General features: G+C 70.7%; 15 protein-coding genes. 9 read left to right on the forward strand and 6 right to left on the reverse strand.

What is annotated here, in order from left to right; translation table 11 throughout:
- The first annotated feature begins 11 nt into the window (after window positions 1-11).
- From ectB to thpD, 3 genes are read left to right on the forward strand one after another with little or no spacing between them, the layout of a single operon-like run.
- Window positions 12-1,283, forward strand: a complete 1,272-nt coding sequence (ectB, locus tag ACFZBT_RS27360) for a diaminobutyrate--2-oxoglutarate transaminase (RefSeq protein ID WP_391108529.1) — start codon at window positions 12-14, stop codon at window positions 1,281-1,283.
- A 43-nt stretch (window positions 1,284-1,326) separates the two neighbouring features.
- Window positions 1,327-1,725, forward strand: coding sequence for an ectoine synthase (locus tag ACFZBT_RS27365; protein WP_184599670.1), 399 nt, complete (start codon window positions 1,327-1,329; stop codon window positions 1,723-1,725).
- Window positions 1,726-1,731: 6 nt separating this feature from the next.
- The gene (gene thpD / locus ACFZBT_RS27370; RefSeq protein ID WP_391108533.1) at window positions 1,732-2,640 is read left to right on the forward strand and encodes an ectoine hydroxylase; all 909 of its coding nucleotides are present in this window, start codon (window positions 1,732-1,734) and stop codon (window positions 2,638-2,640) included.
- A 92-nt stretch (window positions 2,641-2,732) separates the two neighbouring features.
- Here thpD and ACFZBT_RS27375 read toward each other — a convergent pair whose 3' ends face one another.
- The 5 genes from ACFZBT_RS27375 to ACFZBT_RS27395 all read right to left on the reverse strand — a co-directional run bounded on the left by ACFZBT_RS27375 (window position 2,733) and on the right by ACFZBT_RS27395 (window position 7,480).
- A complete protein-coding gene (locus tag ACFZBT_RS27375; protein ID WP_391108536.1) occupies window positions 2,733-3,785 on the reverse strand; it encodes an aminotransferase class V-fold PLP-dependent enzyme in 1,053 nt (350 codons plus the stop codon).
- Window positions 3,786-3,882: 97 nt separating this feature from the next.
- A complete protein-coding gene (locus tag ACFZBT_RS27380) occupies window positions 3,883-4,614 on the reverse strand; it encodes a DsbA family protein (RefSeq protein ID WP_391108538.1) in 732 nt (243 codons plus the stop codon).
- A gap of 74 nt (window positions 4,615-4,688) precedes the next feature.
- Entirely contained in the window at window positions 4,689-5,195 is a 507-nt protein-coding gene (locus ACFZBT_RS27385; RefSeq protein ID WP_391108541.1) for a GNAT family N-acetyltransferase, read from the reverse strand.
- 46 nt (window positions 5,196-5,241) lie between these two features.
- Entirely contained in the window at window positions 5,242-5,850 is a 609-nt protein-coding gene (locus ACFZBT_RS27390; RefSeq protein WP_391108544.1) for a DUF1349 domain-containing protein, read from the reverse strand.
- Between the two features lie 100 nt (window positions 5,851-5,950).
- Window positions 5,951-7,480 (reverse strand): aldehyde dehydrogenase family protein, encoded by a 1,530-nt coding sequence (locus ACFZBT_RS27395; RefSeq protein WP_391108547.1) that lies wholly within the window; start codon window positions 7,478-7,480, stop codon window positions 5,951-5,953.
- A 150-nt stretch (window positions 7,481-7,630) separates the two neighbouring features.
- Here ACFZBT_RS27395 and ACFZBT_RS27400 point away from each other — a divergent pair, with 150 nt between their 5' ends.
- From ACFZBT_RS27400 to ACFZBT_RS27425, 6 genes are all read left to right on the forward strand, one after another.
- Complete coding sequence (locus ACFZBT_RS27400; protein WP_189730338.1) at window positions 7,631-8,404, forward strand: IclR family transcriptional regulator; 774 nt, start codon at window positions 7,631-7,633, stop codon at window positions 8,402-8,404.
- A gap of 3 nt (window positions 8,405-8,407) precedes the next feature.
- On the forward strand, window positions 8,408-8,878 hold the full coding sequence (locus tag ACFZBT_RS27405; protein ID WP_391108551.1) for a GNAT family N-acetyltransferase: 471 nt from the start codon (window positions 8,408-8,410) through the stop codon (window positions 8,876-8,878).
- A gap of 90 nt (window positions 8,879-8,968) precedes the next feature.
- Window positions 8,969-9,976: a hypothetical protein gene (locus ACFZBT_RS27410; RefSeq protein ID WP_391108554.1), complete on the forward strand. Its 1,008-nt coding sequence runs from the start codon at window positions 8,969-8,971 to the stop codon at window positions 9,974-9,976.
- A complete protein-coding gene (locus ACFZBT_RS27415; RefSeq protein ID WP_391108557.1) occupies window positions 9,973-11,226 on the forward strand; it encodes a histidine kinase in 1,254 nt (417 codons plus the stop codon). Before ACFZBT_RS27410 ends, ACFZBT_RS27415 begins: the two co-directional genes overlap by 4 nt.
- A gap of 35 nt (window positions 11,227-11,261) precedes the next feature.
- Window positions 11,262-11,924, forward strand: coding sequence for a response regulator (locus ACFZBT_RS27420; protein ID WP_391108704.1), 663 nt, complete (start codon window positions 11,262-11,264; stop codon window positions 11,922-11,924).
- Window positions 11,925-11,978: 54 nt separating this feature from the next.
- Complete coding sequence (locus tag ACFZBT_RS27425; RefSeq protein ID WP_391108560.1) at window positions 11,979-13,436, forward strand: penicillin-binding transpeptidase domain-containing protein; 1,458 nt, start codon at window positions 11,979-11,981, stop codon at window positions 13,434-13,436.
- A 113-nt stretch (window positions 13,437-13,549) separates the two neighbouring features.
- Here ACFZBT_RS27425 and ACFZBT_RS27430 read toward each other — a convergent pair whose 3' ends face one another.
- On the reverse strand, window positions 13,550-15,007 hold the full coding sequence (locus ACFZBT_RS27430) for a solute carrier family 23 protein (protein WP_391108563.1): 1,458 nt from the start codon (window positions 15,005-15,007) through the stop codon (window positions 13,550-13,552).
- Window positions 15,008-15,114: the final 107 nt, after the last annotated feature.

The raw sequence follows: 15,114 nt of genomic DNA on the forward strand, positions 1-15,114 counted from the left end.
AGCGATTCGTCGTGACCATCACCCAGCCCGACCTGAGTGTCTTCGAGACCGTTGAGTCCGAGGTGCGCAGCTACTGCCGCGGCTGGCCCACCGTCTTCGACCGCGCCGTGGGCAGCCGTATGTACGACGAGGACGGCCATGAGTACCTCGACTTCTTCGCCGGAGCGGGGTCACTCAACTACGGGCACAACAACCCGGTCCTGAAACGCGCCCTGATCGACTACCTGGAGCGTGACGGCGTCACGCACGGGCTCGACATGTCGACCACCGCCAAGCGCACGTTCCTGGAGGCCTTCCAGAACCTGCTGCTGCGGCCGCGCGACCTGCCGTACAAGGTCATGTTCCCCGGCCCGACCGGCACCAACGCCGTGGAGGCCGCGCTGAAGCTGGCGCGGAAGGTGAAGGGGCGCGAGTCGATCGTGTCCTTCACCAACGCCTTCCACGGCATGTCGCTGGGCTCACTGGCCGTGACCGGCAACGCCTTCAAGCGGGCCGGCGCCGGTATACCGCTGGTGCACGGCACGCCCATGCCGTTCGACAACTACTTCGACGGCACGGTCGAGGACTTCCTGTGGTTCGAGCGACTGCTGGAGGACCAGGGTTCCGGCCTCAACAAGCCGGCCGCCGTGATCGTCGAGACCGTGCAGGGCGAGGGCGGCATCAACGTGGCCCGGCCCGAGTGGCTGCGCGCCCTGTCCGAGCTGTGCGAGCGGCAGGACATGCTGCTGATCGTCGACGACATCCAGATGGGCTGCGGCCGTACCGGCGCCTTCTTCTCCTTCGAGGAGGCGGGCATCGTGCCGGACATCGTCACCGTCTCGAAGTCCATCAGCGGCTACGGCATGCCCATGTCGCTGTGCCTGTTCAAGCCCGAGCTGGACGTCTGGGAGCCCGGCGAGCACAACGGCACGTTCCGCGGCAACAACCCCGCGTTCGTCACGGCCACCGCGACCCTGGAGACGTACTGGGCCGACGGTTCCGCGATGGAGAAGCAGACCCGCAAGCGCGGCGAGCAGGTCGAGCAGGCGCTGATCTCCATCACCGAGGAGAACCTCGCCGACGTGAAGGAGTACCGGGGCCGCGGCCTGGTGTGGGGCCTGGAGTTCCACGACAAGGCCCGCGCGGGCAAGGTCGCCAAGCGCGCCTTCGAGCTGGGGCTGCTGATCGAGACGTCCGGTCCCGAGAGCGAGGTCGTCAAGATGCTCCCCGCCCTCACCATCACCCCCGAAGAGCTGGACGAGGGCCTGCGCACGCTCGCCCGCGCCGTCCGAGAGACCGCCTGACACACCAACCGAGCAGCACTCACCTAGGAGGCATCGCAGCACCGTGATTGTCCGTTCGTTCAAGGAGATCGAAGGTACCGACCGGCACGTCAAGTCGGCGTCCGGTACGTGGGAGAGCAAACGCATCGTCCTCGCCAAGGAGAAGGTCGGCTTCTCCCTGCATGAGACGGTCCTGTACGCGGGTACGGAGACGTCGATGTGGTACGCGAACCACATCGAGGCCGTTGTCTGCGTGGAGGGTGAGGCCGAGCTGACCGACCACGAGACCGGGAAGTCGTACACGATCACGCCCGGCACCATGTACCTCCTGGACGGGCACGAGAAGCACACGCTGCGGATCAAGCAGGACTTCCGCTGCCTCTGCGTCTTCAACCCGCCTGTCACCGGACGGGAGGACCACGACGAGAACGGCGTATACCCGCTGCTCACCGAGGAGGTGTGACGCTTCATGACCGCCACCTACGACACCACCACCGCTATGCCGGACCTCTATCCGAGTCGTGGCGCCACCGAGGTGCTGACGCCGCGCCAGGACCCGGTCGTCTGGGGCGCGCCCGACGCCCCGGGCCCGGTGGCGCCGGCCGACCTGTTGTCGTTCGAGCGTGACGGCTTCCTCGCCATCGACGAGCTGATCACCGAGGACGAGGTCGCCGTCTACCGGAACGAGCTGAACCGGCTGGTGCACGACCCGGACATGCGGGCCGACGAGCGGTCGATCGTCGAGCCGAAGTCCAAGGAGATCCGTACGGTCTTCGAGGTGCACAGGATCAGCGAGGTGTTCGCCAGGCTGGTGCGCGACGAGCGGGTCGTCGGCCGGGCGCGGCAGATCCTCGGCTCGGACGTCTACGTCCACCAGTCGCGGATCAACGTCAAGCCGGGCTTCGGGGCCAGTGGCTTCTACTGGCACTCGGACTTCGAGACGTGGCACGCCGAGGACGGTCTGCCGAGGATGCGTACGGTGTCGGTCTCGATCGCGCTGACCGAGAACTACGACACCAACGGCGGACTCATGATCATGCCGGGTTCGCACAAGACGTTCCTCGGGTGCTCGGGAGAGACGCCGAAGGACAACTACAAGAAGTCGCTGCAGATGCAGGACGCGGGCACGCCCTCCGACGAGGCGCTGAGCCAGTTCGCCTCGCAGCACGGCATCAAGTTGTTCACGGGCAAGGCCGGTTCGGCGACCTGGTTCGACTGCAACGCCATGCACGGTTCCGGCGACAACATCACGCCGTTCCCGCGCAGCAACGTGTTCATCGTGTTCAACAGCGTGGAGAACACGGCGGTCGAGCCGTTCGCGGCGCCGGTTCGACGCCCCGAGTTCATCGGTGCTCGGGACTTCACGCCGGTGCGGTGACGCCGGTGCAGTGATGCCGGTGTGGTGCTGCCCCTTTGAGCACCGGGCCGGGCCTCCTCGTGTGGGACGGGAGGTCCGGCCCGGTCATGTCCTCAGCCGGACAGGACGTCCAGGAGCCGGTCGACGTCCGCCGGGGTGTTGTAGAGGTGGAACGCGGCCCGCAGATTGCCGGCCCGGTCGGACACCTCGATGCCCGCCCCGCTCAGTTCGCCCTGCCGGTGGCCGAGCCCCGGCACGGACACGATCGCCGAGCCCGGCGCGGACACCGGCGCGTGGCCCAGCCCGTCGAGCCCGGCCCGGAACCGGTCCGCGAGCGCGACATCGTGCGCGTGCACGGCGTCGACGCCGAGTTCCTCGATCAGCGCCAGTGAGGCGCGCAGCCCGGCGTAGGTGAACAGGGCCGGGCTGATGTCGAACCGCCGTGCCGAGTGGGCGAGTTGCTCGACGGGGCCGTAGCAGCTGTCCCAGGGGACCTCGCCCGCGACCCAGCCGGCGAGCAGCGGGGTGAGCCCGCCGAAGTCCCGCGGGGCGACGAAGAACGAGGCCCCGTGCGGCCCCATGAGCCATTTGAAGCCGACGGCGGCGAGGAAGTCGTCCGCGTCGGCCTCCATCGGCAGCCAGCCCGCGGACTGGGAGGCGTCGACGTAGGTGCGGGCGCCATGCGCCCGGGCCGCCTCGCGGACGGCCGGCAGATCGGCGAGCCGGCCGTCGGCGGACTGGGCGATGCTGACCGCGACGAGCGCGGTTCCGGGGCGGACGGATTCGGCGAGCCGCTCCAAGGGCACGGCGCGCACCTTGAGGTCGCCGCGCGCATGGAACGGGTTCACCAGGGAGGCGAAGTCGCCCTCCGCCGTGAGGACTTCGGCGCCGGCGGGCAGCGAGGCGGCGATCAGGGCGCCGTACTCGGCGACCGAGGCGCCGGTCGCGACGCGCTCGGCCGGCACACCGGCCAGCCGGGCGAAGGACGCGCGGGCGGCCTCCACGTCCTCGTACAGGGGACCCAGGGGCGTGCCCTCGGCACGCATCCGCACCGCCTGGTGCAGGGCGGTGACGGTACGGGCGGGCAGCAGCCCGTTGCTCGCGGTGTTGAGGTAGGTGTGCTTCGGGGTGAACTCGGCGCGGACGAGGTTCTCGAAGGTCTCCATGGGACCACTCTGCGTCCCCGGGGAACCCCCCGTCCATTGCCGATAACTGCGTGATGTCGCTAAGAAGCGCTTATGGATACGCTCCGACCTGCGCTTTTCAGTGCTGGGGCACCGCACAGCCGTCCGGACCACACGCGTCCGCGCCCGCGCTGTCGCCGGTGTTCCCGCCCTCGACGATCTTCAGCGGCGCGCGCTCGCCGAACGCCTGCGTCAGGGCCTGGGCGAAGACCTCGGCGGGCTGGGCGCCGGAGACGCCGTACTTGCGGTCCAGCACGAAGAACGGCACACCGCTCGCGCCGAGCCGCGCGGCCTCCCGCTCGTCGGCCCGGACCTCGTCGGCGTACGCCTCCGGGTCGGCGAGCGCCGCACGGACGGCGTCCTCGTCCAGCCCGGCGGCCACGGCGAGCTCCACGAGCCGCTCGTCCTCACCGAAGACCGAGCGCTCCTCGGCGAAGTTGGCCCGGTACAGCGCGTCGAGCAACCGCTCCTGGCGGCCGTGCTCCTTGGCGAGGTGGAGCAGGCGGTGCATGTCGAAGGTGCTGCCGTGATCGCGGCCCCGGGTGCGGTAGTCGAGACCCTCGGCGGCGGCCTGCGCGCCCAGGTTGTCCTCACCGGCCTCGGCCTGCGCGGCGCTCATCCCGTACTTCTTCGTGAGCATCGTGATCACGGGCTGGATGTCGTCCTTGGCGCGGCCCGGGTCAAGCTCGAAGGAGCGGTGCACGACCTCGACCTCGTCGCGGTGCGGGAAGTCCCGCAGCGCCTTCTCGAAGCGGGCCTTGCCCACGTAGCACCAGGGGCAGGCGATGTCGCTCCAGATCTCGACGCGCATGTCTCGGCTCTCTCCAACTCGTACGGGTACGGAGACTCCCTCCGCCGAGTGCATGAACGTTCAAGCAGGGGGCTTCATTCCCCGGGCGCCCTCGCCGGCAGGGCGAACCGCATGAGCAGGTGATGGTCGCCCGGCCCGACCGGCTCCGGCACCCACCCCTGGCGCCGGTAGAACCCCTGCGCCCGCCGGTTGTCCACGTGCACGTCCAGGACGGCCGCCCGCCTGCCGTCGGCCTGCCACTCCTCCACACAGGCGGTGTGCAGGGCGGCCCCGACGCCACGGCGCCAGTGCCCGGGATCGACGTGGAACTGGAACAGCTTCACCGAGTCCGCCGGGGCGTCCTCGGGGGTGCGGAAGGAGGCCAGGCCGATGATGCGGCCCGCCTCCACGACGCACAGCACGCGGCCGTCCGGCCGTGCGACGGCGGTGCGCCAGGAGGCGGTCCAGTCGGTGCCGTCCTGCGGCGGCCCGTCGGGGTAGTAGGTCGCCCGGGCCCGCGCGTGCAGCGCGACGATGTCCGGCACCTCGGCGGGCAGCACGGTACGGATCACACGGTCTGGCGTCACTCGGTCCCTGATCATGGAACGGAGGACGCGCCCGGCCCGAGCGCCGGTTCCCCGGCGGACCTCAGCTGCCGTCCCGCAGGTCCTTCGGCCAGTTCGGGCGGAACTCGATGTGGTCGTACGTCACCACACAGCCCTCTCCCATCGGGGACTGCGCCATGAAGCCGACCAGGGCCGCGCCCGTCTCCTTCTCCCCGCCCAGGGTGAAGAGGCGGACGAAGGTCCAGTGTTCGCCGTCCCGGGAGGCGTGGAAGCCGAAGGCCCGGCCGGTGCGACTGACCCGCAGCCAGACGGAACTGCCGTCCACGGTGAAGGAGTTGGCGTCGTCGGAGTGACCCCGCGTGACCACCGTGCAGACGGTGGGGACGTCCGGGGAGTACTCCAGGCAGAGCTTCGCCCAGGCCCGCTCCCCCACCTGCACGTAGAGCACGCCCGCGTCGAAGGCCGCACCGAACCCCACCGTGACCCGGGCGATCAGCTGGAAGTCCCCTTCGGGCGCCCCGAGCAGCCGCGGCGCGTCGGCGGCGGGGTCCAGCCCCTCCCCGGTGGGCGGCACGAACCGATCCTGCCGGGGCCCGGCCCACCCGGAGAGCACACCGTCCTCGTGAGACCAATGACCATCAGGCCCATAAGTACGCAGCCCGAAAGGAAGTTCGGAAAGTTCCAGATCCATTCGACCAAGTCTTTCAGCTTCGCCCCTCAGGGGCGCGGGGAACTGCGCGACAAGCCACGACGAACCGGCAGACGGCAACTCCACCGCACCCCCAACGGCGCTACCGCTCCAGACGCCCGTTGAACCGCCGCGGCAGCCCCAGCGGGTTCTCGTCCCGCAGCTCCGCGGGAAGCAACGCGGACGGCGTGTTCTGATACGCCACCGGCCGCAGCCACCGCTCGATGGCCGTGCCGCCGACCGACGTGGACGTCGAGGTCGTGGCCGGGTACGGACCGCCGTGATGCTGGGCGGGCGCGACCGCCACACCCGTAGGCCACCCATTGACCAGCACACGCCCGGCCAGCGGCGTCAGCTCCGCCAGGATCTCGGAACCCCGGCCCTCCCCCGCGGCCTCCTCCTCGGACAACTGCACCGTCGCCGTGAGATTCCCCGGCAGCCGCGACAGCACCGCCTTCACCTCGGCGTCGTCCTCGTAGCGGGCCACCACGGTGACCGGCCCGAAGCACTCCTCCAGGAGCAGATCGTGCTCGCCCTCCGCGGCCAGCCTGCTCGCCGGGACGGTGAGGAAGCCCGCGCTGACGGTGTGCTCGCCGCCCGAGCCGGGTGTGACCGGGGACTCCACGTCGGACAGCCGCGCGCGCTCGGCGACACCGGCGACGAAGTTGTCGCGCATGCGGTGGTCGAGCAGGACCCCGGCGTCGGTGTCGCTGACGGCGTCGGTCAGGGACTTCAGCAGCGCGTCACCTGCGGCGCCGGCGGGGGCGAGGACGAGGCCCGGCTTCACACAGAACTGGCCGACGCCCAGCGTCATCGACCCGGCGAGGCCCGCGCCGATCGCCTCGGCGCGCTCGGCGGCCGCGGCCTCGGTGACGACGACCGGGTTCAGGGAGCCCAGCTCGCCGTGGAAGGGGATCGGGACGGGGCGGGCGGCCGCCGCGTCGAAGAGGGCCCGGCCGCCGCGGACCGAGCCGGTGAAGCCGGCCGCCGCGACCAGCGGGTGCTTGATCAGCTCGACACCCGCCTCGAAGCCGTGCACAAGACCGACGACGCCCTCGGGGATGCCGTGCCGGGCGGCGGCCCGGCGCAGCACCACGGCGACGTACTCGGACAGCGCAGGGTGGTCCGGGTGGGCCTTGACGACGACCGGGCAGCCGGCCGCGAGGGCGCTCGCGGTGTCGCCGCCCGCGACCGAGAAGGCGAAGGGGAAGTTCGACGCCGAGTAGACGGCGACGACACCCAGCGGCACCTTGTAGCGGCGCAGGTCCGGGATCGGCGGGGTCGCGGTGTCGTCGGGGTGGTTGATGACGACGTCGAGGAAGGCGCCCTCGTCCACTATGTCGGCGAAGGCCCGCAGCTGGTAGCAGGTGCGGGCGAGTTCGCCGGTCAGCCGGACCGGGCCGAGCGCCGACTCGGCGTCGGCGGTCTCGACGAGAGAGTCCTTGGCCGCCTGCAACTCGTCGGCGGCGGTGCGCAGGAAGGCCGAGCGGACGGCGCGGTCGGCGAGTGCGCCCCGCGCCTCGTCCGCGGCCCGGACGGCGGCGTCCACCTCCTGGGCTGTGGCCTCCACCGCAACCTGCTCGCGCTGCTTCCCGGTTCGGGGGTCGACACTCCAGACTGGTGCTGCTGCCACCGCGGGTCCCTCCACATTCGTTGCCGCATGCAATGCCGCAGTATGTACGTCATCACCAGGGATGTTCGATATACTGAACGCTGTCTCTGATGATGAATGCTGTCGGAGACTATAACTCCAGCATCTCGTCGAACGAAGGGGTCACAGGCGATGTCGGCAGGCGAGACAGGCGGCGGTGCGCAGGTCAAGAGCGCGGTGCGGACCGTGGAACTGCTGGAGTACTTCGCGGGCCGGCCCGGCATGCACTCCCTCGCGGCGGTCCAGGAGGCCGTCGGGTATCCCAAGTCCAGCCTGTACATGCTGCTGCGCACCCTGGTCGAGCTGGGCTGGGTGGAGACGGACGCGACGGGCACGCGGTACGGCATCGGCGTCCGGGCGCTGCTGGTCGGCACGTCGTACATCGACGGCGACGAGGTGGTCGCGTCGGCCCGCCCGACGCTGGACCGGCTCTCGGACGACACCACGGAGACGATCCACCTGGCCCGGCTGGACGGCACGAACGTCGTCTACCTCGCCACCCGTCAGTCACAGCACTATCTGCGCCCCTTCACCCGGGTCGGCCGCCGGCTGCCGGCGCACTCCACGTCCCTCGGCAAGGCGCTGCTGAGCACGTATTCGGACGAGCAGGTCCGCAAGATGCTCCCGGAGACGCTGCCCGCGCTGACCGAGCACACGATCACCGACCGGGAGAAGCTCATCGAGGAGCTGCACCAGGTTCGGGAGCAGGGCTTCGCCGTGGACCGCGAGGAGAACACGCTGGGACTGCGCTGCTTCGGTGTGGCGATCCCGTACCGCACTCCGGCGCGGGACGCGATCAGCTGCTCGGTGCCGGTGGCCCGGCTCACGCCGGCGCACGAACAGCTGGTGAAGGACGCGCTGTTCGACGCGCGGGACCGGCTGACACTGGCCACCCGTAGGCTCTGAGGCATGAATGTCGAGCTGCGTAGGGTCCACGACAGCGATCTGCCGGTCTTCTTCCGGCAGATGAACGACCCCGAGGCGCTGCACATGGCGGCCTTCACCCCCGAGGATCCGGCCGACCGGGACGCCTTCGACGCCCACTGGGCCAAGATCCGCTCCTCGTCCGCAGTGGTCCGCACGGTGCTGGCCGACGGCGACGTCATCGGCAGCGCGGCGGTGTACGGGGAGCCGGGCGAGCGCGAGGTGACGTACTGGATCGACCGCGCCTACTGGGGGAAGGGCATCGCGACCGAGGCCCTGCGGGCGCTGGTGACGGAGGTGGACGAGCGTCCTCTCTACGCGCGGGCGGCTTCGGACAACGTGGGGTCGCTGCGTGTCCTGGAGAAGTGCGGTTTCCGTGTCGTGGCCTCGGCCAGGGGGTACGCCCAGGCCCGGGGCGCCGAGATCGACGAGACGGTGCTGCTCCTGGAGGGCTGAGAGCCTCCCCGCGGGTCTCCCCCGTGCGGCGGAGGCGGATCGTCGCCGTGCAGGACGTGCTGTCCGACTCCGGCGCGGGAGCCTGATCGCATGACGCAGTCGATCACTTCCCTCGCCGCTCCCCGCCCCGCGGTCCGTTCGAGCCGCCCCCGGCGGATTCTGCGTGCCGTCGCCGTCCTCTCCTGTCTGCCGTACCTGGGGCTCAAGGCCGCCTGGATCGCCGGGAGCCACGTCGGTATCCCCGAGGGGAGCGCGCTGCTCGGCGACCGTGTCGGGATGGCCGTGATCAACGGTCTCTCCGTGCTGCTGGACAGTGCGGTGATCGTGCTGGCGCTGGTGCTGACCCGGCCGTGGGGGCTGAAGGTGCCCGCCTGGCTGCTGGTGTTGCCCGTCTGGGTCGCCACCGGGCTGCTCGCGCCGATCATGACGGGGTTCCCCGCGCAGCTGCTCGTGAAGGCGTTCGGCGGCGGAGCCGCGCCGGACCAGGGCCATGACTCCTTTCTCCACGCCTGGGTGTTCACCGTGGTGTACACCGGGTTCATCCTCCAGGGGATCGCTCTCGGCGCCCTGTTCGTGCTCTACGCCCGTGACCGCTGGGGGCACCTGTGGCGCGGCCGGGTGTGGGAGCTGCCCGTCGATGTCGTCGGACCCGCTCACCGCGTCCTGGCCGTCGCGGCCGCCGTACTCGCCCTGCTGCCGCTCACCCTCCACCTGCTGTGGGCCTGCGGCGTCACCGCCGGGCTCGGCGAGGGCCGGGCGGCGGAGGGCGGCGCCGACTTCCACGTCCTGGAGGCCGTGTACGCGCTGTTCCTCCTCGCGGCCGTCGCCGGTGGCTTCCTGCTCGCCTTCCGGCGCGGCCGGGCCCTGCCCGTGGCGGTGCCGCTCGGGCTCGCCTGGGTCGGCTCGGGTGCCGTGGCCTGCTGGGGCGGCTGGCTGTCGCTGGCCTCGCTCGGCGGTGTGGAGGACGTCGCCGACCGTCCGACGCCGCTGATGAGCCTCGCCTACGCTGGGCAGATGCTCGTCGGCTTCCTCGTCGCCGCCATCGGCGTCTACTACTTCGCGGAGCGCTCGGCCGGGGCCGCGCGGCGGACGGCGTGAGACAGGCCGCCAGGCTCCTGTTCGGCCGGCGGGCGCGCCTGCGCTGGGTCCATCTGATCCTCGGCGGCGCTCTCGCCATGCCGTATGTGCTGGTCGGCTCGGTGATCATCGGCCCCGCCACCGGCTCCACGGACGTCTTCAGCTCCTTTCCCCTCCAGCTCGCCTCGTTCGGGGTGGGGCTGCCGATCGCCGCCGTCACCTCCGTCTTTCCGCTGACCCGGCCGCTGGAAGCCGCCGCCGTGCGCTGGCTGTGCGGTGTCGACGCGGACCGGCTCGCCTTCGGACCGGCCGGGACGCGGGGCGAGAGGGGGCGGACGGCGGCCTGGTTCACGCTCCATCTCGGGCTCGGCGGGATCATCGCGGGGATGTCGCTGGCCGTGCCGCCTTTCGCCGTCGCGGTGATCGTGCTGCCGCTCATCGCGGGACTGCGCGGCATGCCGTCCGGGGTGCCCGAAGTCCTCGACCACGCCTGGGCCTTGGCGCTGGCTCCGGTCGCGGGCGCGGCGATGCTCGTCGCCCTCGCGGGCTGCGCGGCCGGGTGCGGTGCGCTGCTGGCCCGCTGGGCGCCCGACCTGCTCGGCCCGTCTCCCGAGGGCCGGCTGGCCGCCGCCGAGGCGCGCGCCGCCGACCTCGCGGTACGCAACCGGCTGGCGCGGGAGCTGCACGACTCGGTCGGCCATGCGCTGAGCGCGGTCACCCTCCAGGCGAGCGCGGCCCGCCGGGTCCTCGACTCCGACCCGGAGTTCGTCCGTGAGGCCCTCGCCGCGATCGAGGACACGACCCGCCGTACCGTCGGCGAACTCGACGCCGTGCTGGGCGTGTTGCGCGAGGGCGACGGCCCCGGCACGGCCCCGGCGCCCACCCTCGCCGGCGACCTCGACGGCCTGCTGTCCCGTACCCGGGCGGGCGGGGCCCGGGTGACGGCCACGGTCGGCACCGACCCGGAGACGCTGCCTCCACTGCTGTCGCGCGGGGCCTACCGCATCGTGCAGGAGGGGCTGAGCAACGCCCTCAGGCACGCCGGTCACCGGGTCGCCGTGGACGTACGGATCGCGGTGGCGGACGGGGAGCTGGAGATCACCGTGGAGAATCCGGTGACCGGCCCCGCGCCCTCCCGGCCCGGCGGCGGCCACGGGCTGCGCGGCATCGCGGACCGGGCCAGGCTGCTGGGCGGGACGTCGACGGCCGGACCGACGTCCGCACAGACCTGGCGGCTGCGCGTACGCCTGCCGATGAAGGGGCCCGTATGACGGCCCGTACGAAGGCCCGCGACGAAGGGACCCTCATGACCCGCCCGGCACCCGTCCGTGTCGTCCTCGCCGACGACGAGCGCATGGTGCGCACCGCGCTGCGCGCCATCCTCTCCGCCGAGCCGGACCTGGAGGTGGTGGGCGAGGCGGCCACCGGAGCCGAGGCCGTGTCGGTCGTACGGGACCTGCGGCCGGACGTCGTCCTCATGGACGTGCGCATGCCGGAGATCGACGGCATCCGCGCGACCGAGCAGATCCTGGCCACGCTGGACGAGCCGCCCCGCATCGTCGTCGTGACGACCTTCGAGAACGACTCGTACGTGTACGACGCGCTGCGCGCCGGAGCCGCCGGGTTCCTGCTGAAGCGGGCGGACGCCGACTCGCTCGTGCAGGCGGTCCGGCTGGTGGCGCGCAGCGACAGCCTGCTGTTCCCGGCGGCCGTCCGTACCCTCGCGACCGAGCACGCCCGCGCGCGCCCCGCGCCGCCCGCGTGGGTGGCGAGGCTCACGGGCCGCGAGCGGGAGGTCCTGCGGCACATGGCCGCCGGACTGACCAACGCGGAGATCGCCCGCCGGATGGAGGTGGGCCCCGCCACGGTGAAATCGCACGTGGCGGCGGTCCTGGCCAAGACGGGCACCCGCGACCGTACGCAGGCGGTCATCGCGGCGTACGAGGCGGGCTTTCTGAACGCCGGATGAGAAAACGGACGGGCGGGAACGATCCGCCCCTCCTGGCTCGTCCTCATGTTCGGGATGAACAAGACGATCAGGCGCGCATCGGTCTTCGCTCTGCTCCTTGTGTTCGCTCTGCTGGTCAGGGCGACCTGGGTGCAGTTCTACGACGGCCAGGCGCTCGCAGACGACAAGGACAACCGGCGGAACGCCATCGAGACGTACTCGGCGCCGCTCGGGAACATCATCGTGGGCGGCCGGTCGGTCACCGGCTCGGCCAAGACGAAGACGGGCGACCTCAGGTACAAGCGCACGTACACGGACGGTGAGCGGTACGCGGCGGTGACGGGCTACGCCTCGCAGGCGTACGTGCCGACGCAGCTGGAGGGCATCTACACCGACCTCCTGAACGGCACGGACAACCGTCTGAAGTCCGTGATGGACACCGTCACCAACCAGCGGGCCGAACCGGGCAACGTGGTCACCACGATCGACCCGGACGTGCAGAAGGCGGGGATCGACGCGCTCGGCGACAAGAAGGGCGGAGCCGTCGCCATCGACCCGAAGACCGGGAAGATCCTCGCGGTCGTGTCGACGCCGTCGTACGACCCCTCGTCGCTGACGGACGCCAACACCGCGGGAGCGGCCTGGAAGAAGCTGACGAGCGACCCGGAGAAGCCGCTGACCAACCGCGCGCTGCGGCAGCCGCTGCCGCCCGGTTCGACGTTCAAGCTGGTCGTGGCGGCGGCGGCGCTGGAGGACGGGCTGTACGAGTCGGTGGACGACAGGACCGACAGCCCGGACCCGTACACGCTGCCGGGCACCAGCACGAAGTTGTCGAACGAGAACCCGAGCGCGCCCTGCACGGACGCCACGATCCGCACGGCGCTGCAGTACTCGTGCAACAACGTCTTCGCGAAGATGGCCGTCCAACTGGGGCAGGACAAGGTGAAGGCGATGGCCGAGAAGTTCGGCTTCAACGACGACGAGCTGGATGTGCCGGTGCGGGCCTGGACGAGCGTGTACCCGTCGGACATGTACCCGTCGCAGACGGCCCTGACGGGCATCGGCCAGTTCGACGTCACCGCGACCCCGTTGCAGATGGCCATGGTGTCGGCGGCCATCGCCAACGACGGCAAGCTGGTCTCTCCGCACATGGTTTCGCAGATCACCAACAGCGGCGGTGACGTGCTGGAGGACTACGACGACGAGGCGGACTCGAAGGAGATCGTCAGCTCCTCGACCGCCGAGCAGTTGCAGTCGGCGATGCAGACGGTCGTGGACAAGGGCACGGGCTCGAACGCCCGGATCGCGGGCGCGACGGTCGGCGGCAAGACGGGCACCGCCCAGCACGGCGAGAACAACAGCCAGGTGCCGTACGCCTGGTTCACCTCCTACGGGAAGTCCGACTCGTCGGGCAAGGAGGTCGCCGTGGCGGTCATGGTCGAGCAGTCGAACGCCGCCCGCTCGGAGGTCAGCGGCAACGGCCTGGCGGCGCCGGTCGCCAAGGCGATGATGGAAGCGGCGCTGACGGGCTGACCCCCGTCCGGACCTTCGACTGAACCTTCGCCGTACGAAAGCCGTCTCTACAGACAGATGGGCCGCCCCCTTCCCCCCGGGGGCGGCCCTTCGCCGTTACCGCGCGCCTGGTGTCACTTGGCTCCGAGCAGCTGCTCGATCGGGTCGATCGCGAAGTACACGAAAAACAGCGCCGAGGTCCCCCACAGCAGCCAGTGGACTTCCTTGGCCTTGCCGAGCACGGTCTTGATCACGACGTAGGCGAGGAAGCCGGCGCCGATGCCGTTGGTGATGGAGTAGGTGAACGGCATCACGGCGATGGTGAGGAACGCGGGGATGGCGATGTCGTAGCGGTCCCAGTCGATGTGCTTGACCTGGGTCATCATCAGGAAGCCGACGGCGACCAGGGCCGGGGCTGCCGCCTGCAGCGGGACGATGGTGAGCAGCGGGGTCAGGAACAGCGCGAGGCCGAACAGGCCGCCGGTGACGAGGTTGGAGAAGCCGGTGCGCGAGCCCTCGCCGACGCCGGCCGCCGACTCGATGTAGGAGGTCGCCGAGGAGGCGGAGGCCGCGCCGCCCGCGACCGCCGCGGCTCCGTCGATGAGCAGCACCCGGCCGAGGTTCGGGACCTTGCCCGCCTCGTCCAGCAGGCCTGCCTCGGCGCTGACGCCGACGACCGTGCCCATGGTGTCGAAGAAGTCGGACAGGATCAGGGTGAAGATCAGCAGGACGACCGTGATGACGCCGACGCCGGGGGCGCCGAACGCGCCGAACAGGTCGAAGTCGCCGATGAGTCCGAAGTCGGGGGTGTCGACGAGGTTGCCGGGCCAGGACGGTGTGGTCAGGCCCCAGGTCTTGATGTCGGCGATGGAGTTGATCACGATCGCCACCGCCGTCATGCCGACGATGCTGATGAGGATGGCGCCCTTGACCTTGCGGGCGAGCAGGGCGATCGTCAGCAGCAGGCCGAGACAGAAGACGAGCATCGGCCAGCCGGCGAGGGTGCCGGTGCCGCCCAGCTGAACGGGCACGGTGGTGTTGGCGGCGTCCGGGATGCGGCTGACGAACCCGGCGTCGACGAAGCCGATGAAGGCGATGAACAGGCCGATACCGACGCTGATCGCCTGCTTGAGCGGTTGGGGTATGGCGTGCATGACGGCCTCGCGCAGACCGGTCACCACCAGCACGCAGATCAGCAGGCCTTCGAGGACGATCAGGCCCATCGCGTCGTCCCAGCTCATCAGCGGGGCGATCTGGAAGGCGACGACCGCGTTCAGGCCGAGTCCGGCGGCGAGCGCGAGGGGGAGATTGCCGCCCACGCCCATGATGATCGTCATGACCGCGGCCACCAGGGCGGTGGCGGTGGTGAGTTGGACGGCGTCCAGCTGGTGCCCGAACTTGTCCTTGGCGCTGCCCAGGATGATGGGATTCAGGACAAGGATGTAGGCCATCGTGAAGAACGTGGCGAAGCCGCCGCGTATCTCACGGCCGAAGGTGGACCCTCGCTCGGAGATCTTGAAGAACCGGTCGACGCTGTTCACCGGTGGTGGTGCGGCGTCGGACCGGTCGGCCACCTTCTGCGGTTCGGACATGGCGAGTGCTCCTTGATGCCTGGGTGATCGGTGTGCGGGTGCTGGCTGGATTTTCCTCGTGTTGAACCACGTTCAGGTTTTCTTCGTGTTACGGATTCGAAGTCCGG

It is taken from the genome of Streptomyces sp. NPDC008137 (assembly GCF_042957035.1).
Lineage (GTDB): Bacteria > Actinomycetota > Actinomycetes > Streptomycetales > Streptomycetaceae > Streptomyces.

Bases quoted from the DNA above. Each gene is read 5' to 3' on its own strand.
- thpD (WP_391108533.1), top strand. From the start codon at position 1,732: ATGACCGCCACCTACGACACCACCACCGCTATGCCGGACCTCTATCCG.
- ACFZBT_RS27375 (WP_391108536.1), bottom strand. From the start codon at position 3,785: ATGGAGACCTTCGAGAACCTCGTCCGCGCCGAGTTCACCCCGAAGCAC.
- ACFZBT_RS27380 (WP_391108538.1), bottom strand. From the start codon at position 4,614: ATGCGCGTCGAGATCTGGAGCGACATCGCCTGCCCCTGGTGCTACGTG.
- ACFZBT_RS27385 (WP_391108541.1), bottom strand. From the start codon at position 5,195: ATGATCAGGGACCGAGTGACGCCAGACCGTGTGATCCGTACCGTGCTG.
- ACFZBT_RS27390 (WP_391108544.1), bottom strand. From the start codon at position 5,850: ATGGATCTGGAACTTTCCGAACTTCCTTTCGGGCTGCGTACTTATGGG.
- ACFZBT_RS27400 (WP_189730338.1), top strand. From the start codon at position 7,631: ATGTCGGCAGGCGAGACAGGCGGCGGTGCGCAGGTCAAGAGCGCGGTG.
- ACFZBT_RS27405 (WP_391108551.1), top strand. From the start codon at position 8,408: ATGAATGTCGAGCTGCGTAGGGTCCACGACAGCGATCTGCCGGTCTTC.
- ACFZBT_RS27410 (WP_391108554.1), top strand. From the start codon at position 8,969: ATGACGCAGTCGATCACTTCCCTCGCCGCTCCCCGCCCCGCGGTCCGT.
- ACFZBT_RS27420 (WP_391108704.1), top strand. From the start codon at position 11,262: ATGACCCGCCCGGCACCCGTCCGTGTCGTCCTCGCCGACGACGAGCGC.
- ACFZBT_RS27425 (WP_391108560.1), top strand. From the start codon at position 11,979: ATGAACAAGACGATCAGGCGCGCATCGGTCTTCGCTCTGCTCCTTGTG.
- ACFZBT_RS27430 (WP_391108563.1), bottom strand. From the start codon at position 15,007: ATGTCCGAACCGCAGAAGGTGGCCGACCGGTCCGACGCCGCACCACCA.